The sequence below is a fragment of the Streptomyces sp. BK79 genome, assembly GCF_044142145.1.
In the GTDB taxonomy this organism is placed as follows: Bacteria; Actinomycetota; Actinomycetes; order Streptomycetales; family Streptomycetaceae; genus Streptomyces.
Window position 1 is genome coordinate 342861 of record NZ_JBHVOC010000002.1, and the last position, 20922, is coordinate 363782.

The following is a 20922-nucleotide window of genomic DNA, read 5'->3' on the forward strand; positions in this document are numbered from 1 at the left end:
TCAGTCCTTCACCGCTCCGCCGAGTCCGGAGACGAGTCGTCGTTGTACGAGTACGAAGAAGACCAGCACCGGAATCGTCATCACCGTGGACCCGGCCATCACGCCGCCCCAGTCGGGATCGTCCGGCTTGTAGAAGACCAGCAGCGCCATCGGCAGCGTCGACTGGGAGGTGTCGCTGATGATGAACGACTTGGCGAACAGGAAGTCGTTCCAGGTCGAGATGAAGGAGAAGACGCTGGTGGCCACCAGTCCCGGGAGGACCAGCGGGAAGAGGATCTGCCACAGGAAGCGCGCCCGGCTCGCCCCGTCGATGTAGGCGGCCTCCTCCAGGGCTTCCGGGACGGCCTTCACGAAGCCCCGCAGCATCCAGATCGCGAACGGCAGCGAGAAGGCGATGTGGGGCAGGATCAGCGACCCCAGCGTGTTCAGCTGGCCGAAGTCCCGCATGACGAAGAACAGCGGGATGGTGAGCGCCTCCACGGGCACCATCTGGGCCACCAGGAACATGATCAGCAGGGTGGTCCGGAAGCGGAACCGGAAGCGCGTCACCGCGGTCGCGGCGAGGAACGCGATCAGCGCCGAGGCGATCACGACGGTGCCCGCCACGAGCAGGCTGTTGAGGAAGTACCGGCCGAACTCCTGCTGCCCGAAGACCCGCCGGAAGGAGTCCAGCGTGGGCTCCAGGGTCCACGGCCGCGGCTCGGACGACTCGATCTCCCCGGCCGGTTTGAAGGCGCTCAGCACCATCCAGTACAGCGGGAAGGCCACCACCACGGCGATCAGCAGGGCCGACACCTCGGCGGCCAGCCGCCACGGACGGCGCACCCGCGCGCGCGGAAGGCGCAGCGGAAGATTCACAGTTCCTCCCCCTGGCGGCGCAGCAGCCGCAGGTAGACCAGCGTCACCGCGAGCAGGATCAGCAGCATCACGACGCCGATCGCCGAGCCGAGGCTGTACTGCGAGGACGCGAACGCCTTCTGGTAGGCGTAGACGTTGAGGACGAGGTTCTGGCCGGCGATGCCGCCGCCGCCCGTCATGACGTAGATCTGGGTGAAGACCTTGAAGTCCCAGATGACCGACTGGATGGTGACGACCACCAGGATCGGCCGCAGCATCGGTGCCAGCACGGACCGCCAGATCCGCCACTGCGAGGCGCCGTCGAGCGCGGCGGCCTCCAGCACCTCGCCCGGCACCGCGCGGATGCCGGCGTAGACGGTGACCATGACGAACGGGAAGGAGCACCAGACCACTTCGAGCAGCACGAGGGCGAAGGCGCTGTAGCGCCCGTACGTCCAGGAGTGGTCGCCGAGGCCCAGCATCCGGTTGACGGGCCCGAAGTCCGGGTCGAACAGCAGCAGCCAGACCGTCGACCCGGTGACCGCGGGGGTCGCCCAGGCGCCCAGCGCGGCCAGCATCAGCACGAGCCGCGGCAGGGCACGCACCCGGGTGAGCAGCACGGCGAGCGCGCACCCGACGGCCAGCGTCGAGACCACACAGGCCGCCGCGAACACCACGGTGGCGACCAGCACCTGCCAGAACTCCGCGTCCCCGAACAGCTCGGCGTAGTTCCCGAAGCCCTGGAAGGTGGTCGGTTCACCACCACTGACCTGGGCCTGCGTGTACTCCAGGAACGAGATCAGCCCGAGCTGATAGACGGGGTAGACGAGCAGCCCACCGAGGACGACAAGAGCAGGGGCGAGATACAACCAGGGGGTACGAGAAGCGCCCCGCAAGGGGCGCGGGGCCGTGTTGGATCTGCGGCCACCGCCGCGCGGGCGCGACCAGCCACGAACAACCCGCACCCGCCCACGAACCGCACCCCCCGAGCCGGAAGGCACCCCACTCATCCGGCGGAGCCGAACGCGTCGTCCATCTTCCGAGCCGCGTCCCGGGCGGCGGCGTCCACGTCCTGCTTGCCGCTGACCACCTCCTGGAACATCGTCGGCAGCACCTGGGACGAGTCGATCGTCGCCCAGGCCGCCGAGGCCGGCACGAACTTCGTGCCCGCGGCGAGCGTGTCGACGAACGGCTTCACGAACGGCTCCTCGGCCGCGACCCGCTGCCGTACGTCCGTGAAGGTCGGCAGGAAACCCATCGCGCCGAACAGGTCGCCCTGCGCCTCCTTCGACGCGAGCCGCTTCATCAGGTCGACGGCGAGGGTGCGGTGCGAGGTGCTCTTGAGGACGCCGACGTTGTTGCCGCCCGCGAAGGCGGGGGCGATCGAGCCGGGCTTCACGCCCGGCAGCGGCACGACCGCGTACTCGCCCTTCACCGTCCCGGCCTCCACGGCCTGGTGGCTGAAGTCGCCGCCGATCGCCATGCCGGCCTTGCCGGAGGCGAAGGCGGTGACGGTGTCGTTGCCGCCCATGCCGGCGCACTTGGCGGCGGGGCAGTTGTCGTCCCCGAAGAGGGACGTGTACGCCGTGATGCCCTCGCGCGCGGCGGCGCTGTCGATCGCCGAGGCGTACGAACCGCCCTTGCCGGTGGCGAGTTCCCCGCCGTTCGCCCAGATGAACGGCATCGCGCCGTAGGTGTAGGCGCCGCCGACGGCGATGCCGTAGAGGTCGGGCCTGGCGGCGCGGATCTTCCTCGCGGTGGACGCCAGTTCGTCGAGCGTCTTCGGGGGCTTCAGGCCGAGTTCGCGGAATACGTCGGTCCGGTAGTACAGGGCGCGGACGCCGACGAAGTAGGGGGCGCCGTAGACCTTGCCGTCCACGGTGACCGACTGCCGGGCGGTGGGGTCGGCGTCCTTCGCCTCGTCCCAGTCCCCGAACTCCTCGGTGACGTCCAGGAGTCCGCCGTCCTTCACGTAGCCGGCGGTGTCGGTGTTGCCGTACTCGATGACGTCGGGGGCGCTGCCGGGGTCGTTGAAGGCGGCCTTGATGCGCTGGGCGCGGGTCTCGACGGGGATGTACTCGACGGTGACCTTCGTGTCCTCGTGGGCCTTCTCGAAGCCGGCCAGGACGGCGTCGACGGCCTTCTCCTTCGGCTTGTTGTTGACCTCCTGGAAGAGCCAGACCCGTAGCGTGCCGCTCTTCTCGTCCTCGCCGGAGGAGGAGTTGTCGGACGTCTGGGGGGCGCAGGCGGTCGCGGTGACCGCGACGGCGGCCAGCAGGACGGCCAGGCGGGGGGCGAGCTTCATGGAGTGATCCTCCGGGCGTGCGTTGCAACATATGCAATGACGGTTTCGCTCTGCACAACACCCAGGAGGTTATGGAGTACATGAACATGTCCACAAGAGGTCTCGACCACTTCGTGACAACACGAAGGCCCCCGGAGTGCGCGCGGGCACACTCCGGGGGCCTTCGGGAGGTCTACAGGGGCAGAGCGGCTACTTCTTGCCGCCGTCCTTGCCCTCGTCCCCGCCGCCGCTCATGGACTCGTAGATCTCCTTGCACATGGGGCAGACCGGGTACTTCTTGGGGTCGCGGCCCGGCACCCAGACCTTGCCGCACAGCGCCACGACGGGGGTGCCGTCGAGGGCGCTCGCCATGATCTTGTCCTTCTGGACGTAATGGGCGAAGCGCTCGTGGTCACCGTCGCCGTGGGACACCTGCGGCGTCGGCTCTACGAGGGTCCCCGTACCAGTCCCGCGCTCGGGCTCGAGAGTGCTCATAACCGCCAAGGGTACTGAAGCGCACCCGCTTCAGTTGAGCGACGGGTCGTCCGGATACGTCGCCACCATCGCCAGGTCGCCCCGCTGGCGGCGCAGCACCTCGCGCCAGAGCCGCTCGGGGACCGGGCAGGACACGTCGCCGGGCTCGGACTCCACCACGTACCAGGCGCCCTCCGTCAGCTCGTCCTCCAGCTGGCCGGGGCCCCAGCCCGCGTACCCGGCGAAGATCCGCAGCGCCCCCACGGCCGGTGCCAGCAGCTCCGGCGGTGCCTCCAGGTCCACCAGGCCGATCGCGCCGTGCACCCGGCGCCAGCCCAGCGGCGCCCGCTCGCCGGACTCCCCGCCGGGGACGACGGCGACGCCGAGCGCCGAGTCGAGCGACACCGGGCCGCCCTGGAAGACGACGCCCGGCTCGCCCGCCAGGTCCGCCCAGCCCTCCAGGATGTCGCCCACGCCGACCGGCGTGGGGCGGTTGAGGACGACACCGAGGGAGCCCTCCTCGTCGTGGTCGAGCAGGAGCACCACGGCACGCTCGAAGTTCGGGTCCGCCAGGGCGGGCGTGGCCACGAGCAGCCGCCCTGTGAGCGAGGACACCTCGGTCATGCCTGACATGATCCCGCATGTTCCCCTCCCGCGGGGAGGCAATCGGGGGCACGGGGGTGAACGGGCGCGGCGCGCGCGCCGCCGTCGTGACCGCACGTGCCCGCCGTGGAACCGTTCGTGTTGTGACAAACCCATGACGTCCCCCGACCGTGCACAGGCTTAGTGAACGGGGGTACAAGGCGATTACCCTTTCCCTTCTGCCCCCTGCCCGAACCCACGGAACGCGAGATTCATGACCGTCAACGGCGCTGATGACGTACTGCTTGTCCACGGCGGAACCCCGCTGGAGGGCGAGCTCCGGGTCCGCGGTGCGAAGAACCTCGTGCCGAAGGCCATGGTGGCCGCCCTGCTGGGCAGTGCGCCGAGCCGGCTGCGCAATGTGCCGGACATCCGCGACGTGCGGGTCGTACGCGGACTGCTGCAGCTGCACGGGGTGACCGTCCGTCCGGGTGAGGAGCCCGGCGAGCTGGTGCTCGACCCCTCCCACGTGGAGAGCGCGAACGTCGCCGACATCGATGCCCACGCGGGCTCGTCGCGCATCCCGATCCTGTTCTGCGGCCCGCTGCTGCACCGCCTCGGGCACGCCTTCATCCCGGGCCTGGGCGGCTGCGACATCGGCGGCCGGCCCATCGACTTCCACTTCGAGGTGCTGCGGCAGTTCGGCGCGAAGATCGAGAAGCGCGCGGACGGCCAGTACCTGGAGGCCCCGCAGCGGCTGCGCGGCACGAAGATCCGGCTGCCGTACCCGTCCGTCGGCGCGACCGAGCAGGTGCTGCTGACGGCCGTGCTCGCCGAGGGCGTCACGGAGCTGTCCAACGCCGCCGTGGAGCCGGAGATCGAGGACCTGATCTGCGTCCTGCAGAAAATGGGCGCGATCATCGCGATGGACACCGACCGCACGATCCGCATCACCGGCGTGGACGAGCTGGGCGGCTACACCCACCGCGCCCTCTCGGACCGCCTGGAGGCCGCCTCCTGGGCGTCCGCGGCGCTGGCGACCGAGGGCAACGTCTACGTGCGGGGCGCCCAGCAGCGCTCGATGATGACGTTCCTGAACACCTACCGGAAGGTGGGCGGCGCCTTCGAGATCGACGACGAGGGCATCCGCTTCTGGCACCCGGGCGGGCAGCTCAAGTCCATCGCCCTGGAGACGGACGTGCACCCCGGCTTCCAGACGGACTGGCAGCAGCCCCTGGTGGTCGCCCTGACGCAGGCCACGGGCCTGTCCATCGTCCACGAGACGGTCTACGAGTCCCGTCTCGGGTTCACCTCCGCGCTCAACCAGATGGGCGCGCACATCCAGCTCTACCGCGAGTGCCTCGGCGGCTCGCACTGCCGCTTCGGCCAGCGCAACTTCCTGCACTCGGCCGTCGTGTCGGGACCGACCAAGCTGGAGGGCGCCGACCTGGTCATCCCCGACCTGCGCGGCGGCTTCTCGTACCTCATCGCCGCCCTCGCGGCCCAGGGCACGTCCCGGGTCCACGGCATCGACCTGATCAACCGGGGCTACGAGAACTTCATGGAGAAGCTCGTGGAGCTGGGCGCGAAGGTGGAGCTGCCGGGCAAGGCGCTGGGCTGACGCCGGCGGCGCACGGACACGTGCGCACGGACACGAAAGGGGCGGCCACCCGGAGGTGGCCGCCCCTTTCACTGCCCACTCGGGGTCACTTGCCCTTGGCGGCTTCCTTGAGCTTGGAGCCCGCGGAGACCTTGACGCTGTAGCCGGCCGGGATCTGGATCGGCTCGCCGGTCTGCGGGTTGCGGGCGGTGCGAGCGGCACGGTGGGTGCGCTCGAAGGTCAGGAAGCCGGGGATGGTGACCTTCTCGTCGCCCTTGGAGACGATGTCGCCGACGACGTCGGCGAACGCGGCCAGCACGGCGTCGGCGTCCTTGCGGGTCACCTCGGCGCGGTCGGCCAGCGCGGCCACCAGCTCACTGCGGTTCATGTTGTTACTCCCGTGTTCTTCTTGCCGTTGAGGCGTGCCACGCGGCGGAGCCGCATGATGGGCACAGCGATGCCGATGCTGCCAGGGGCCTCGGACACTCCCCGGACCCGGGTCGGTCGTCAGACCCTCGCGCCCAGGGACGCATCCTGCCTCCACCTGCGGCGGTAAAGCCAATCCGGCACCCCCAGGAGTCGTGAGAACACCCTTGGGAGTCACACGCCGAAGAGGGCCTGAGCCTTGCGCCACCCTAGAGGGCACGCCGGGGCCCGTCGTCCCGCGACGCGCCGGTGGGGCGGCCCGCCGTGGTGATCCTCACCACCACGCCACAGGCCGCCTTCCCCCGCCAAAGGAAGCTACGCCACCACCCCGGCGGCCTTCGCCGCCTCCCGCACGGCGCCCGCGACCGCGCCGGCGACCTTGTCGTTGAAGACGCTGGGGATGATGTAGTTCGGGTTGATCTCGTCCTCGGTCACCACGTCCGCGAGGGCGTGCGCGGCGGCGAGCATCATCTCGGTGTTGACGGTGCGGGACTGGGCGTCCAGCAGGCCGCGGAACACGCCCGGGAAGACCAGCACGTTGTTGATCTGGTTCGGGAAGTCCGAGCGGCCCGTGGCGACGACCGCCGCGGTCTGGCGGGCGATCGCCGGGTCGACCTCGGGGTCGGGGTTCGCGAGCGCGAACACGATCGCGCCGTCCGCCATGGCGGCCACGTCGTCGCCGTCCAGGACGTTCGGGGCCGAGACGCCGATGAAGACGTCCGCGCCGTGCACGGCCTCCTTCAGGGTGCCGGTGAGGCCCTCGGGGTTGGTGTTGTCGGCGATCCAGCGCAGCGCCGACTCCGGGGCGGCGTCGACCAGGTCGGCGCGGCCGGCGTGCACGACGCCGTGGATGTCGGCGACGACGGCGTTCTTCACACCGGCGGCCAGCAGCAGCTTGAGGATGGCCGTACCGGCGGCGCCGGCGCCGGACATGACGACCCGGACGTTCTCGATCGGCTTGTCGACCACGCGCAGGGCGTTGGTCAGGGCCGCGAGGACGACGATCGCGGTGCCGTGCTGGTCGTCGTGGAAGACCGGGATGTCGAGGGCCTCGCGCAGCCGGGCCTCGATCTCGAAGCAGCGCGGCGCGGAGATGTCCTCCAGGTTGATGCCGGCGAAGCCCGGGGCGATGGCCTTGACGATCTCGACGATCGCGTCGGTGTCCTGCGTGTCCAGGCAGAGCGGCCAGGCGTCGATGCCGGCGAACCGCTTGAAGAGGGCCGCCTTGCCCTCCATGACCGGCAGCGCGGCCTTGGGGCCGATGTTGCCCAGGCCCAGCACCGCCGAGCCGTCCGTCACGACCGCAACGGAGTTGCGCTTGATGGTCAGGCGGCGGGCGTCCTCGGGGTTCTCGGCGATCGCCATGCAGACGCGGGCCACGCCCGGCGTGTAGATCATGGACAGGTCGTCGCGGTTGCGGATGGGGTGCTTCGACGCCATCTCGATCTTGCCGCCGAGGTGCATGAGGAAGGTACGGTCGGAGACCTTGCCCAGGCTGACGCCCTCGATGCCGCGCAGCTGCTCGACGATCTCGTCGGCGTGCGAGGTGGAGCCGGCGGCGATGGTGACGTCGATCCGGAGCTTGTCGTGGCCGGAGGCCGTGACGTCGAGGCCGGTGACGGAGCCCCCGGCGGACTCCACCGCCGTGGTGAGCTGCGAGACGGCGGTACCGCCCGCGGGCACCTCCAGTCGGACCGTCATCGAGTAGGAGACGCTGGGCGCCGTTGCCATGGCCGACTTCCTCTGCTTTCACCGTGTAGCTGCGTTGTGCCGTCCGATCGTCGCACCTACCACCGAGTACGTGGTAGCCGCCCCGGATTGCGAACTTTTTGTTCGCGCGCCGTTCCCCGGGAGGGGTGTCCCTTCCGGTCACTTTCGGAAAACGACTTCCACCATACGAGAAGTGAGGCGTCGACGGAAGGGGGGTTCCGCAAGCGGCGCACGGGTCCGGCGAAGAACCGGGCGGGACGGGAATTGCCTTGCGGGGATCGTTTGTTACCTTGGACGTGGCACCGGCTCGATCCAAGCCCCCGGGCCCAACCTTCGTCGCTACGAGCGACCACTTGCCGCGAGGCGAGCATGGCGGGTCGGTGCCACTTGAACGAGGAAGACGAGAGGCCCGCGCCGTCCGACGGCACGGGCCTCTCGCACGTCCGTACGCCACTCAGTCCCGCAGCAGGTCCGGCACGCCCGCGGCGTCCGGCTCGTCCCGCTCGCCGGAGACGACCGTCAGCTGCTGGGTGGCCCGGGTGAGGGCGACGTACAGCACCCGCAGCCCGGCGGGCGACTCGTCGGCGATCTCGGCCGGGGAGACGACGACCGTGGCGTCGTACTCCAGGCCCTTGGCCTCCAGGCTGCCCAGCGCCACCACGCGGTCGCCGAGCCCGGCCAGCCAGCGCCGGGCCTCCTCGCGCCGGTTCATGGCGACCACGACGCCGACGGTGCCGTCGACGAGGTCCAGCAGCCGGGCCGCCTCCGCCCGGACCGTCTGGGCGAGGGTGTCCCCCACCACCGCGAAACGCGGCCGCACGCCCGTCGAGCGGACGGCCGTCGGGGACTCGGAGCCCGGCATGGCGAGGGCGAGCACCCTGGCCGCCAGCTCGGCGATCTCGGCCGGGTTGCGGTAGTTCACGGTGAGCTGGAAACGGCGCCGCGGACGGCTGCCCAGGGCCTCGTCCCGGGCCGCCGCCGCCTCGTCGGGGTCGGACCAGGAGGACTGGGCCGGGTCACCGACGACCGTCCACGTGGCGTGCCGGCCGCGGCGGCCCACCATCCGCCACTGCATGGGGGTGAGGTCCTGGGCCTCGTCCACGATGACGTGCGCGTACTCGGTGCGCTCCGCCGCCAGCCGCTCGGCGCGCTCCCACTGCGTCTCCTCGCGCTGCGGCATCAGCTCCTCCAGGCCGGTGAGCTGGTCCAGCGGGTCCAGCTCGCGCCGCTTGCGGGGGCGGGCCGGGGTGCCGACGATCGCCTGCAGCTCGTCGAGCAGGGCGATGTCGTGCACGGAGTGCCCCTCGCGCCGCAGCGAACGGGCCACCTTGCGGACCTCGCCCGGGTTCAGGACGCGCCGGGCCCAGCGGCCCAGGCGCCGCTCGTCCGCCATGGCCGCCAGGACGGCGCCCGGCGTCAGCTCCGGCCACCAGGCGTCGAGGAAGGCGAGGAAGGAGTCCTCGGAGCTGACGTCCTCGTCGAAGGAGGAGCGCAGCTCGGCGGCCAGCTCGGGGTCGCTGTGCCGGGTGCCGGCACCCGACTTGGCCCACAGCGCGTCCAGGAGCAGCCGGCGGGCGCGGGGGCGCAGCAGGTTGACGGGCGCGGTGCCGCCTAGGACGGTGCGGCGGATGCCGGCCAGCTCCTCGCCCTCCAGTTCGAGGCGGCGGCCGAAGGCGACGACCCGCAGCAGCGTCGGCGAACCCTCCGGCTCCAGCGCGCCGCGCGCGGCCCGGCGCAGCACCCTGAGCATGCGGGAGGAGCCCTTGGCGCGGGCGGTGGACGGGGAGTCGTACAGCGTGGCCTCGGCGCCGTCGACGAGCGAGCCGATCGCGCGGATGGCGACCTGCCCCTCCTCGCCGAGCGAGGGCAGCACGCCCTCGGTGTACGCCACCAGCAGCGGCGTCGGCGAGACGATCAGGATGCCGCCCGCGTACCGGCGCCGGTCCTGGTAGAGCAGGTAGGCCGCGCGGTGCAGGGCGACGGCGGTCTTGCCGGTGCCGGGGCCGCCCTCGACGTAGGTCACGGAGGCGGCGGGGGCGCGGATCACCAGGTCCTGCTCGGCCTGGATGGAGGCCACGATGTCCCGCATGGAGTGCGTACGGGCCTGGCCCAGGGCCGCCATCAGGGCGCCGTCGCCGACGACGGCCAGCTCCTCGCCGTCCAGGCGGGCCTTGACCTCGGGCCGCATCAGGTCGTCCTCGACGCCGAGGACGCGCCGCCCCTTGGAGCGGATCACCCGGCGGCGCACGACCCGGCCCGGGTCGACCGGCGTGGACCGGTAGAACGGGGCGGCGGCGGGCGCCCGCCAGTCGATGACCAGCGGGGCGTAGTCCTGGTCGAGGACGCCGATGCGGCCGATATGCAGGGTCTCGGCGATGTCGGCGGTGTGGTCGGGCCTGAGGGCGCCCTCGGCGGGCTCGACGGCCGTGTACGCGCCGTCCGGGCCCTTCTTGCCGTCCTTGCCCAGCAGCAGGTCGATCCGGCCGAACAGGAAGTCCTCGAACTCGTTGTTCAGCCGGTTGAGGTGGATGCCCGCGCGGAAGACCTGCGCGTCGCGCTCGGCCAGCGCGCCGGGGGTGCCGACGTGGCCGCGCTGCGCGGCGTCGTGCATGAGGAACTCGGCCTCGTCGATCTTCTCCTCGAGGCGGCGGTACACCCGGTCCAGGTGCGCCTGTTCCACGCTGATCTCCCGGTCGCGTACGGAGTCCTCCCGCGCGGAGTCCTGCCGTACGGCGTCGTGCGCGTGGTGCGCCGAGTCGACCGCTGAGTCCTGTTGCGCCTGTGCGGCCACCGGGCCCCCTTCTGACGTGCTGGGCAGCCGTCAAAGGTACGCGAAGGGGGCTCCGGAAGCCACGGCCGGTCCGGTGGACGGGGTTACGCGTCCACCTCCACCAGCCGCTCGCCGTCGAAGGTCATGACCTCGAAGTGATCGATCTGGTTGGGTTCGAAGGCGGCGCCGCCGTGCACGTACAGCGGTTTCCTCGCCTTCTCGGTGGTGGCGTCCGGCAGGCCGTAGCCCCAGTCGGGGACCGCCCAGGAGGTGACCGTCTCTCGTTCGCCGTTCTTGCCGACGGCGATCAAGGAGCACTTCTCGGGGCCCTCGACGTTCTTCAGCTCCAGGACCGCGTGGGTGCCCCAGGCCTTCTTCTCCAGGGCCACGGTCGCGCTGACCCGCGTGGCGGGGTCGGTGGCCGTGACCCGGTCGGGCATCGCCGCGAAGGCGGACTCGGCGGGGCCGGCGGTCGGCTGGGCGGCCTCGGTCTTCCTGCCGCCGCCGTCGTCACCGTCACCGCCCGTGGTGGCCACGGCGGCGAACGGGCCACCGATGATCAGCGCGGCGGCGGTGCCCACCAGGTAGAAGTTGCGGCGGCGTTTGGCCGCCCGGCGCTCGGCGACCTCGTCGACGAGCTTCTCCGCCAGCCGCGGGCCGGGCTTGGCCGTCAGCGACTCGGCGATGGCGGGCGTGCCGGTGCCCGGCAGGTCGGCGAGCGCGGCCATCATCGGCTCCATCCCGGCCAGCTCGTCGAGTTGCTGGGCGCACCACTCGCAGCCGGCGAGGTGGGCCTCGAAGGCGGTCGCCTCGGCGTCGTCGAGGATGCCGAGCGCGTAGGCGCCGACGGTCTCGTGCTCGTTCGGCGCCGGTGATCCCTGCATGGGGGCAGAATTACCCGGATCACCCGGGCCGTATCCCCCGCCGAACCCCTGAACTCCCCCGTACCCGCTCATCACGCCGTCACCCCCCGCTCCTCCAGAGCCAGCTTCATCGAACGCAGGGCGTAGAACACCCGGGAGCGAACGGTGCCGCTGGGTATGCCCAGTGTCTGCGCCGCCTCATTGACGGTACGCCCCTTGAAGTACGTCTCGACGAGGACCTCCCGGTGGGCCGGGGTCAGGTCGTCGAGCGCGTCCGACAGCGTCATCAGCCACAGCGCCTTGTCGATCTCGTCCTCCGCGGGGATGACCTCCAGCGGCGACGGATCGACCTCCTGCGGCCGGGCCTGCCGGCTGCGGTGGCCGTCGATGACGATGCGCCGGGCGACCGTCACCAGCCAGGGGCGTACCGATCCGGTCGCACGGTTGAGCTGACCGGCGTTCTTCCAGGCACGGATGAGCGTCTCCTGGACGACGTCCTCGGCCCGCTGCCGGTCCCCCGCGACCAGCCGCAGTACGTACGCCAGCAAGGGGCCCGCGTGCTCCCGGTACAGGGCGCGCATCAGCTCCTCGTCGGGTTCCGAGGACGCCTGGGACATGCGATGTCGGGCCCTCGCACCACGTTCACCGGCCACGACGGAATCCTTGCGCACGCCCACCTCCGATGTCCGGGGGTTCCCCCAGTCGGTCGCTCGCCCATCCGGTACGGACGCGAAGTGCGCGGTGTTCAAAGCGAGCTGACAGTTTTATCGGAGACGGTGCCGAGAACGGGGCACAGCCGCACCTATCGGGCGAGGGCGGCGCGGCGGCGGTGCCGGGCGACGCGCTCGCGGTTGCCGCAGACCTCGCTGGAGCACCAGCGCCGGCGGCGGCCGCGTGAGGTGTCGACGTACACGATCGGGCAGTTGTCGCCCGCGCACTGCCTGAGGCTCGCCCGGGCGACGGGGTCGGTGAGCAGTTCCACCACGTCCCGGGCGAGGGCGCCGAGCAGCGCGGCGCACTGCGGCGGCCCGGTCAACTCCCGTACGAGGACGCCGTCCTCGGCGCGCACCGCGCGGGGAGCCGGGGGCGCGGCGACGGCGAGGGCGTTGACGCGGGCGAGCGCGAGGTCGGGCGGGTGGACGCCGGGCGCGGTACGGGCGCGGACCAACCGCGCCGTCTCCCGCCGCAGTTCGCGGAAGCCGGTGAGCCAGGAGGCGTCGGCGTGGTCCAGCGGGGTGCCGGGCGGCACGAGGCCGGAGCCGGCGATCCAGGCGCGCAGCACCTCGACGGACTCGAGCCGTTCCACGGGGTGGCTGGTGGCGAGGAGGTCCAGGCAGATCCGCCCGGTGTCGAACCGCAGCTCGTACGGGTCCGTGGCCGTACCCAGTGCCATGTTCCTGTCACCGCCTAGGGGTGCCCGGTGGGGCGGGCCGGAGAGGGGAGCAGGTGGCGCTCACCGCGCGGTGAGCGCTCCCTCTACAGTGCCTGCCCGCCGCCGCGCCCGGAACCCCCCGTACCGCCGCCCGGACGCCCGCGCGCCTCAGCCGTCCGTGTACTTGGCGTCCGTGGCCGGGTCCAGGGCCAGGCGGTAGCCGCGTTTCACCACCGTCTGGATGAGCTTCGGGGCGCCGAGGGAGGTGCGCAGGCGGGCCATCGCCGTCTCCACGGCGTGTTCGTCGCGGCCGGTGCCCGGCAGGGCGCGCAGCAGGTCCGCGCGGGGCACGACCCAGCCCGGCCGCCGGGACAGCGCCCGCAGCAGGGACATCCCGGCGGGCGGCACGGTCCTGAGGTCCCCGTCGACGAGCACCGCGTGCCCGCGGATCTCCAGCCGGTGCCCGGCGACCGGCAGGGCTCGGGCGCGGGACGGCAGCTCCTGGCAGAGCAGCTGGACGAGCGGGCCGAGCCGGAAGCGTTCGGGCTGGACGGTGTCGAGGCCGTGCGCCTGGAGCGGCACGGCGGTGACCGGGCCGACGCAGGCCGGGAGCACGTCGTGGCCGAGGGCGGCGAGCAGCTCGGGCAGCAGGCCGCGCTCCTCGGCGCGGGACAGGAGGGAGGCGGCGGCGGGCGCGCTGGTGAACGTCACGGCGTCCAGCCCGCGCGTCACGGCGGCGTCCAGCAGCCGGTCCACGGGCCCGATGTCCTCCGGCGGCAGCCACCGGTAGACGGGCACGCCCACGACCTCGGCGCCGCCCTCCTTCAGCGCCTCCACGAACCCCGGCAGGGGCTCGCCGTGCAGCTGTACGGCGATCCGGCGGCCGTCGACGCCCTCCTCCAGCAGCCGGTCCAGCACCTCGGCCATGGACTCGGAGGCCGGCGACCACTCCTCCGTGAGCCCGGCGGCCCGCACCGCGCCCTTGACCTTGGGACCGCGCGCGAGCAGTTCCACCGCGCGCAGCCGCTGAAGCAGGGCGTCGCCGAGTCCCCAGCCGTCGGCGGCCTCGACCCAGCCCCGGAAGCCGATGGCGGTGGTGGCCACGACGACGTCCGGCGCCTGGTCGATGAGCTGCTTGGTCGCGGCCAGCAGCTCGCTGTCGTCGGCGAGCGGCACGATCCGGAGCGCCGGGGCGTGCAGGACGGCAGCGCCGCGCCGCTGGAGCAGCGCGCCCAGTTCGTCGGCCCGGCGGGCGGCGGTCACGCCCACGGTGAATCCGGCGAGGGGGCCGTGGCGGGAGGGCTGCTGTTCGTCGTCCATCACTCTCGTCCCGGTCGTCGTACTGGCTGCACGGCGACCGAGCCTGTCAACGGTGCGTGACAGGCTCGGTTCCGCTTCATGTCACCAGTGTTACGTCATACCTCGGCGTAGCTGGGCCGCTCCCTGACCTGCGCCGGGTCCGCCGGGCCGACCGGCGTCCGTACGGCCGGGCGGCGAAGGTATACCGCCCAGGTGACGGCGAAGCAGACGGCGTAGTAGGCGAGGAACGCGACGAACGCGCCGGTGCCCGAGCCGACGGACAGGAACGACTGTCGGAAGGCGAGGTTGATGGCGACGCCGCCGAGCGCGCCGACCGCGCCGATCAGCCCCATGGAGGCACCGGAGAGCCGCCGCCCGTACGCCACGGCCTCCTCCCCCGTCAGCCCCTGGGCGAGCGCCTTGTTCTGGAAGATGCCGGGGATCATCTTGAACGTCGAGCCGTTGCCGAGCCCGCTGAGCACGAACAGCACCACGAACACGGCGACGAACAGCCCGAGCGACTTCGCCATGCTGGCCGCGACGAGTACGGCGGTGGCGGCGGCCATGGCGACGAAGTTCCACAGCGTGATCTTCGCGCCGCCGTACCGGTCGGCGAGCCTGCCGCCCAGCGGCCGGATCAGGGAGCCGAGCAGCGGGCCGATGAAGGTCAGGTACGCGGCCTGGAGCGGGGTCCGCCCGAACTGGGTCTGGAGCACCTGCCCGAAGGCGAAGCTGTAGCCGATGAACGACCCGAACGTGCCGATGTACAGCACCGCCATGATCCAGGTGTGCGCCTCGCGCACGGCGTCCTTGGCGGCCCCGGTGTCGTTCTTCACGGAGGCGAGGTTGTCCATGAAGCAGGCGGCGAGGACGGCGGCCACCACGATCAGCGGGATGTAGATGCCGAGCAGCACCCGCGGCCCGCCGCTCGCCCCGATGATGGCGAGCGCGGCCAGCTGGATCACCGGCACGCCGATGTTCCCGCCGCCCGCGTTGAGGCCGAGGGCCCAGCCCTTCTTGCGCAGCGGGAAGAAGGCGTTGATGTTGGTCATGGAGGAGGCGAAGTTGCCGCCGCCGATGCCGGCCAGCAGGCCGACCAGCAGGAACGTCGAGAAGGACGTGCCCGGTTCCATGACCGCGAACGCCGCCACGGTCGGCACGAGGAGCAGCCCGGCGGAGATGATCGTCCAGTTCCGCCCGCCGAAGACCGCGACCGCGAACGTGTACGGCACCCGCACGACGGCCCCGACCAGCGTCACCACGGACGTCAGCAGGAACTTGTCGGCCGGTGTCAGCCCGTACTCCGGCCCCATGAAGAGGACCAGCACGGACCACAGCGTCCAGACCGAGAACCCGATGTGCTCGGAGAGGACGGAGAAGAACAGGTTCCGCCGGGCGACCCGCTCTCCCGTCTCCTTCCAGAACGTCTCGTCCTCCGGATCCCAGTGCTGGATCCAGCGGCGGCCAGGGACTGTCATGACGCCTCCACGGTGCTCCACAGCTCGGTTGCACCGAACCTAGGCAGGGCGCGTTTCGGGCCTGTGGGGCTGTGGATGACCGGAAGGGAACGTTGCTCTCACCCGGCACCGGGACGGGATGAGAGGTCGCCGTCAGCTCCGGTGGGCCGCCCTGGCGCGGGAGGGGGTGCGCTTGGTGCCGTTCGGCCACAGTCTCGGCCTGCGCTTGGCCGCGAGGTCCTCGACCCAGCCGACGGCGACGACCATCAGGCCGATGAGCGGCCAGACGAGGGCGAACATCCAGATGGTGTAGGCGCCGTCGAGCGCACCGACCGCGCGCTCGCTCTGCATGAAGGGGAGCTTGTAGGCGAGGTCGATGATCGGGACCGTGGCCATGATCAGCAGGTTGTGCCACAGGTAGATGGTGACCGCGCGGTTGTTGGAGAGGGTCACCAGCTTGTCCCACCTGGCCAGGCGCCCGGGGAGTTCCTGCCAGGACGGGGAGTACTGGAGCAGGATCACCACGAACCCGAACGACCAGGTGGCCTGGGCCAGTGGGATGTCGTTGAGGTCCCAGCCGTCGGGACCCAGGTGGTTCGAGGCCCACCACAGGCCGAAGGCCATGATCAGGGACGCGCAGGAGACGGACACGTAGCGCGGGATCTGCTTCAGCAGGCCCTCGTGGTGGGCGAAGCCCAGGATCCAGCAGCCGCCGTAGACCGCGAAGTCGGTGACGGCGTTGCCGGTCTCCCCCGGGATCTTCACCAGGCCCGTGCCGACGACCGCCGTGAGGCCGAGCGGCGCGAGCAGCGTCGGCCAGGGCGCCTTGCGGAACAGCCAGAGCAGCAGCGGGGAGGCCAGGACGAACCAGAGGTAGGCGCGCAGGTACCACAGCGGGCCCGCGGCCTGCACCGCCCAGGTGTCCTCCAGCAGGCCGGACGGTGAGCCGACGTGCCAGGGGTAGGGCGGGGCGCCGATCGGGACGAGGTAGTTGAACAGCTCGATCAGGCCCCAGGTGCCGCCGCGGTCGGGGTCCTCGGCCGGGTTCCAGCCGTTGACGAACATCATCGTCAGCACGACGACGGCGAACGCCCACATCGGCGGCAGGAGCCGGCGCACGCGTCCGCGGATCACGCCCAGCGCCGGTCGCTTCAGCGAACGCGCCATCAGCGAGCCCGCCAGCGCGAACATCACGCCCATGGAGGGGAACAGCACGGTCAGCCAGGCCCAGCCGAAGAGGTGGTAGACCACGACGCGGACCAGGGCGATGGAGCGCAGCAGGTCCAGGTACCGGTCGCGGCCCGGCTTCTTGGCGGCCGGGACGGCGGGCGACGCGGCGGCCTCGGGCGCGAGGGTGGGCGCGGGCTCCGTCGTGCGCTGGCGCGGGACGGCGTACGGGGCGCCCGCGGTCGGGTCCGCGTACGGCGCGCCCGGGTGGGGCGTGCCGTATCCGGTGCTGTACGGGCCGGCCGGCTCCGGGTTCATGCCCGTACCGGTCGTGTGTCCGTGGGTCATGCCACCGGCCTCCGATCGTCCTGGCTCTGCACACGCCGGTTCGGCACGGAGCCGCCGGGCGCCTCGACGACACCGGTGCGCCGGAGCTTCTGCCAGCGCAGCCGGCCGCCGGTCAGCGCGGTGATCCAGGACTGGAGCAGCACGACGTACATGAGCTGGCGGTAGAGGATCTGCTGCAGTGGCAGCGAGATCAGATGGGTCATGCGTTCGCGGTCGAGCCGGAAGGCGTACGCCGCGCAGACCGCCTGGATGGCCAGGACGCCCAGCCACGCCATGATCGTCTTCTGGGTCGGGCCGAAGACGATGCCGTAGAGCAGGAAGACGTCGATCAGCGGCGCGAGCAGCGGGGCGAGGACCATGAACAGGGAGACGAAGGGCAGACCGACCCGGCCGAAGCGGCCCGAGGGGCCCTTCTCGATCACCGCGCGGCGGTGCTTCCAGATGGCCTGCATGGTGCCGTACGACCAGCGGTAGCGCTGGGACCACAGCTGCTGGACGGTCTCCGGGGCCTCGGTCCAGGCGCGGGCGTTCTCGGCGTAGACCACGCGCCAGCCGGCGCGGTGCAGCGCCATGGTGACGTCGGTGTCCTCGGCGAGGGTGTCGTCGCTCATGCCGCCGATGGGGGCGAGCGCGGAGCGGCGGAAGGCGCCCACGGCACCGGGGATGGTCGGCATGCAGCGCAGCACGTCGTACATCCGGCGGTCCAGGTTGAAGCCCATCACGTACTCGATGTGCTGCCAGGCGCCGATGAGGCTGTCCTTGTTGCCGACCTTCGCGTTGCCGGCCACCGCGCCGACCTTCGGGTCGCCGAAGGGCTGGACGAGTTCGCGGACGGTGGACGGCTCGAAGACCGTGTCGCCGTCCATCATGACGACGATGTCGTGGCTGGCGTTGGCCAGGCCCCGGTTGAGCGCGGCCGGCTTGCCCGCGTTGAGCTGGCGGATCACCCGCACGCCCGGCAGGCCCATCGCCTCGACGAGGCGGGCCGTGCCGTCGGTGGAGCCGTCGTCGACGACGATGACCTCGATCGGATGGTCACTGGCCATCAGGGACAGCACGGTGTTCTCGATGCACTTGGCCTCGTTGTACGCCGGGACCAGCACCGTCACCGGTTCGGTCACCGGCGGGCCCCAGCGGAAGTTCTTGCTGCGGACGCGGCGGGCGTGGACGCCGGAGAGCAGCAGCATCAGCCCGAAGCGGCCGATGACCAGCGTGCCGATGACGGCGAGGCCCACCACCAGAGCGTCGGTGATCTTCTCCGACGCCTGGACCAGGAAGACCCACGCCTTGCCCTTCCACAGTTCGGCGCCGCTCACCGGGGTCATCGCGCTGGGCGCGCCCAGGGCCTCGGTGAGGTTGTCGAACTCGTAGCCCTGCTTCTGCAGGTCGGGCAGGAACCGGTCCAGCGCCTCGACGGTCTGGCTGCGGTCGCCGCCGGAGTCGTGCATCAGGACGATGGCGCCCTCGCCGTTCTTCGGCGTCGCCCGGCGGATGATCTCGTCGGCGCCGGGCCGCTTCCAGTCCTCGCTGTCGGTGTTGTTGACGACGGTGATGTAGCCGCGGCTGCCGATGTACTCGGTGACCGGCCAGGACTTGTTGTCCATGGCGTCGGCGAAGGAGGAGTAGGGCGGGCGGAACAGCGAGGTGCGGACACCGGCCGCGCCGGTGATCGCCAGCTGGTTCTGCGACAGCTCCCAGTCGATGCGCTTCTTGGACTGGAAGGAGAGGTCGGGGTGGTTGAACGTGTGCAGCCCGAGCTCGTGGCCCTCGTCGACCATGCGCTCGACCAGGTCGGGGTAGCGGGAGGCCATGGTGCCGGTGACGAAGAACACGCCGTGCGCGTCGTGCTTCTTCAGCACGTCCAGCACCCTCGGCGTCCAGGTCGGGTCCGGGCCGTCGTCGAACGTGAGGACCAGACGGTGGTCGGGCACGCTCAGGCTCTCGGTGCGGCCGCCGCGGGCGTCGATGACCGGGCCGCCCTCGAGGATCTTCTCCGGCACCCGGTCGGTGGCGGCGGGCGGCTGGACGCGGTGGTCGGCGAGGATCTCGCTGTGCACGTATCCGCGCAGCATGAGCATCGCCGCCAGGGCGACCAGGACGAGCAGCGGGAGCAGCAGGCGCAGGGGCAGGCGGCGGCGCCGGGCGCCGTCACGGGCGCGGCTGGCCGGCCCGTGACGGCGGGTGCGGGATGCCATCAGAGGGTGTTCTCCGGGAACAGGGAAGAGGACGTACGGGCGGCGGCGAGCGGATCGCTCGCGCCGTTGGCGGTCGTGTCGTCACCGGGGTCGGTGGTGGTGCCGCCGGTGGGCTGCGTCGGGAGGACCGTGGGGTCGCCGCCGCCGCCCGCCGGGGTCGACGGGTTCGTGGTGACGGGGGGCGGTGCCTGCGACGACTGCGCCGGGTCCGGGGCGGTCGCGCCGCCACCGCCCGGCTGCGTGTCCGCCCCGCTCCGGGAGGGGCCGGGGTCGGTGCCGGCGCCGGGCTGCCGCGCGGTGGCGGACGTGCCGGGCGCGGGGGCGTCGGCGTCCGGGGCCGTGGTCACGCCGGCGCCGGCCGAGGGGCTGGTGCCCGGGGCCGCGCCGCCGGTGCCGGAGGGCTCCGCCGACTCGGAGGGCAGCGGGGTGGTGTCGACCCTGCCGGCCGGCTTGCCCTCCTGCTGGCCCTCCACGGGCAGCCAGGGCGCGTTGGAGTTGCCGGACAGCAGCGTGGAGACGATGACGACGGCGTAGACGGCGCAGGCCATGCCGAACGCGATGCCGATACGGCGGTACAGGCGGCTGCGGCGTCCCGAGGCGTCGACGAAGACCGGTCCGTCGGAGCCCTCGGGGCCGCGCTTGCGGTGCTGCCCACTGTCCGCCCGGCGGATCGTCCCGTCACCGAGCTGGACGGCGTCGAGCTGGACGGTCACCTCGTGCGGGTCGTGCGCGTGGCCGGCGGCGCCGGAACCGGCGTCGGCGTCGGCGTCCGGGGTTTCCTGCCAGGGGTCGCGGAGGGCGGCGGTGACGGGAACGGGGGCGGTCGTGCCCGCGGGGAACGCTCGCGTGGGGGCGGCCGGGGCGGCTGATGCGACCGGGGGGAGGACGTCCGTCCTGTCGGCGTCGCCGGCGCCGTGAGTCCCGTGGGTGCCTTCGGTCCCGTGGGGGCCTTCGGTGCCGAGGCCGAACGGGGGCAGGACGTCCGTCCTGTCGTCGTACGGGTCCGCTCCGGCGCGGTCGGCTCCGGTCCGGACGGCGGCGCCGGGCTCCGTGCCGCCCGGACGGGCACCTGCCGGACGGGCACCCGCCGGACGCGCGTGTGCCGGGCCGATCCCGGCATGTCTGGTCTGTTCGTTCCGTCCGGTCTGTCCGGCCTGGTCAGTGGTGCCCCAGGTTATCCGCCCCTGACGTGACGGATCGAAGCCCGGACCCGGATTCCGGCCTATTCGGCCCTGACCCCCGCCTATTCGGGAACCGAGGATCTCCGTCGCGTCGGAACGGCTCGCGCCGGGACGGACCGCGGCGTCGCCGGCGTTCCCGAACCACCCGGACGCGGCCGGGCCGTCGGGCGAGCCCGCGGGTCCGGACGCCGCGCCGGCCGCCGGGGACTCCCCGTTCACCGGCAACGCCCGGGTCGCCGGAAACACGTCGATGGGGTCAGCATCCTGTCCAGCCTCTGGGAGATCACGCGTTCCGGACACGGCCTCGGGCCCCTCCGGTTGAGCGTCTTTTTGCCAATTCTTCACGCGCACGCACTT

At 71.9% G+C, this 20922-nt stretch carries 17 protein-coding genes; 1 reads left to right on the forward strand and 16 read right to left on the reverse strand.

Going from position 1 to position 20922, the window contains the following annotated elements; translation table 11 throughout:
* The 5 genes from ACFIF2_RS03605 to ACFIF2_RS03625 form a co-directional block, all read right to left on the reverse strand.
* Positions 1-858: a carbohydrate ABC transporter permease gene (locus ACFIF2_RS03605; protein ID WP_395570971.1), complete on the reverse strand. Its 858-nt coding sequence runs from the start codon at positions 856-858 to the stop codon at positions 1-3.
* Positions 855-1847, reverse strand: coding sequence for a carbohydrate ABC transporter permease (locus ACFIF2_RS03610; RefSeq protein ID WP_395570972.1), 993 nt, complete (start codon positions 1845-1847; stop codon positions 855-857). The genes ACFIF2_RS03605 and ACFIF2_RS03610 overlap by 4 nt, the downstream gene beginning before the upstream one ends.
* Complete coding sequence (locus tag ACFIF2_RS03615; RefSeq protein WP_395570973.1) at positions 1844-3142, reverse strand: extracellular solute-binding protein; 1299 nt, start codon at positions 3140-3142, stop codon at positions 1844-1846. Before ACFIF2_RS03615 ends, ACFIF2_RS03610 begins: the two co-directional genes overlap by 4 nt.
* 189 nt (positions 3143-3331) lie before the next feature.
* On the reverse strand, positions 3332-3616 hold the full coding sequence (locus ACFIF2_RS03620) for a DUF3039 domain-containing protein (RefSeq protein ID WP_071528725.1): 285 nt from the start codon (positions 3614-3616) through the stop codon (positions 3332-3334).
* Positions 3617-3646: 30 nt separating this feature from the next.
* The gene (locus ACFIF2_RS03625; RefSeq protein WP_395570974.1) at positions 3647-4219 is read right to left on the reverse strand and encodes a YqgE/AlgH family protein; all 573 of its coding nucleotides are present in this window, start codon (positions 4217-4219) and stop codon (positions 3647-3649) included.
* A gap of 232 nt (positions 4220-4451) precedes the next feature.
* Here ACFIF2_RS03625 and murA point away from each other — a divergent pair, with 232 nt between their 5' ends.
* Entirely contained in the window at positions 4452-5798 is a 1347-nt protein-coding gene (murA, locus tag ACFIF2_RS03630) for a UDP-N-acetylglucosamine 1-carboxyvinyltransferase (RefSeq protein ID WP_395570975.1), read from the forward strand.
* An 85-nt stretch (positions 5799-5883) separates the two neighbouring features.
* On the opposite strand, the gene ACFIF2_RS03635 is transcribed toward murA, so the two are convergent.
* From ACFIF2_RS03635 to ACFIF2_RS03685, 11 genes are all read right to left on the reverse strand, one after another.
* Positions 5884-6165, reverse strand: a complete 282-nt coding sequence (locus ACFIF2_RS03635; protein ID WP_003990598.1) for an HU family DNA-binding protein — start codon at positions 6163-6165, stop codon at positions 5884-5886.
* Between the two features lie 353 nt (positions 6166-6518).
* On the reverse strand, positions 6519-7934 hold the full coding sequence (locus ACFIF2_RS03640) for an NAD-dependent malic enzyme (protein WP_395570976.1): 1416 nt from the start codon (positions 7932-7934) through the stop codon (positions 6519-6521).
* Between the two features lie 433 nt (positions 7935-8367).
* Entirely contained in the window at positions 8368-10704 is a 2337-nt protein-coding gene (locus tag ACFIF2_RS03645) for a HelD family protein (protein ID WP_395570977.1), read from the reverse strand.
* An 83-nt stretch (positions 10705-10787) separates the two neighbouring features.
* On the reverse strand, positions 10788-11567 hold the full coding sequence (locus tag ACFIF2_RS03650) for a zf-HC2 domain-containing protein (protein WP_395570978.1): 780 nt from the start codon (positions 11565-11567) through the stop codon (positions 10788-10790).
* A gap of 71 nt (positions 11568-11638) precedes the next feature.
* Positions 11639-12163, reverse strand: coding sequence for a sigma-70 family RNA polymerase sigma factor (locus ACFIF2_RS03655; protein ID WP_279559696.1), 525 nt, complete (start codon positions 12161-12163; stop codon positions 11639-11641).
* Between the two features lie 185 nt (positions 12164-12348).
* Positions 12349-12939, reverse strand: a complete 591-nt coding sequence (locus tag ACFIF2_RS03660) for a CGNR zinc finger domain-containing protein (RefSeq protein WP_395570979.1) — start codon at positions 12937-12939, stop codon at positions 12349-12351.
* Positions 12940-13086: 147 nt separating this feature from the next.
* Positions 13087-14238 carry a uroporphyrinogen-III synthase gene (locus ACFIF2_RS03665; RefSeq protein ID WP_395570980.1) on the reverse strand — a complete coding sequence of 384 codons (1152 nt, stop codon included), beginning with the start codon at positions 14236-14238 and terminating at the stop codon, positions 13087-13089.
* Between the two features lie 95 nt (positions 14239-14333).
* The gene (locus tag ACFIF2_RS03670) at positions 14334-15695 is read right to left on the reverse strand and encodes a nitrate/nitrite transporter (RefSeq protein ID WP_395570981.1); all 1362 of its coding nucleotides are present in this window, start codon (positions 15693-15695) and stop codon (positions 14334-14336) included.
* Positions 15696-15827: 132 nt separating this feature from the next.
* Positions 15828-17189 carry an acyltransferase gene (locus ACFIF2_RS03675; RefSeq protein WP_395570982.1) on the reverse strand — a complete coding sequence of 454 codons (1362 nt, stop codon included), beginning with the start codon at positions 17187-17189 and terminating at the stop codon, positions 15828-15830.
* Complete coding sequence (locus tag ACFIF2_RS03680; RefSeq protein WP_395570983.1) at positions 17186-19384, reverse strand: polysaccharide deacetylase family protein; 2199 nt, start codon at positions 19382-19384, stop codon at positions 17186-17188. The genes ACFIF2_RS03675 and ACFIF2_RS03680 overlap by 4 nt, the downstream gene beginning before the upstream one ends.
* Positions 19384-20784, reverse strand: a complete 1401-nt coding sequence (locus ACFIF2_RS03685; protein ID WP_395570984.1) for a hypothetical protein — start codon at positions 20782-20784, stop codon at positions 19384-19386. Before ACFIF2_RS03685 ends, ACFIF2_RS03680 begins: the two co-directional genes overlap by 1 nt.
* Between the last annotated feature and the right edge of the window lie 138 nt (positions 20785-20922).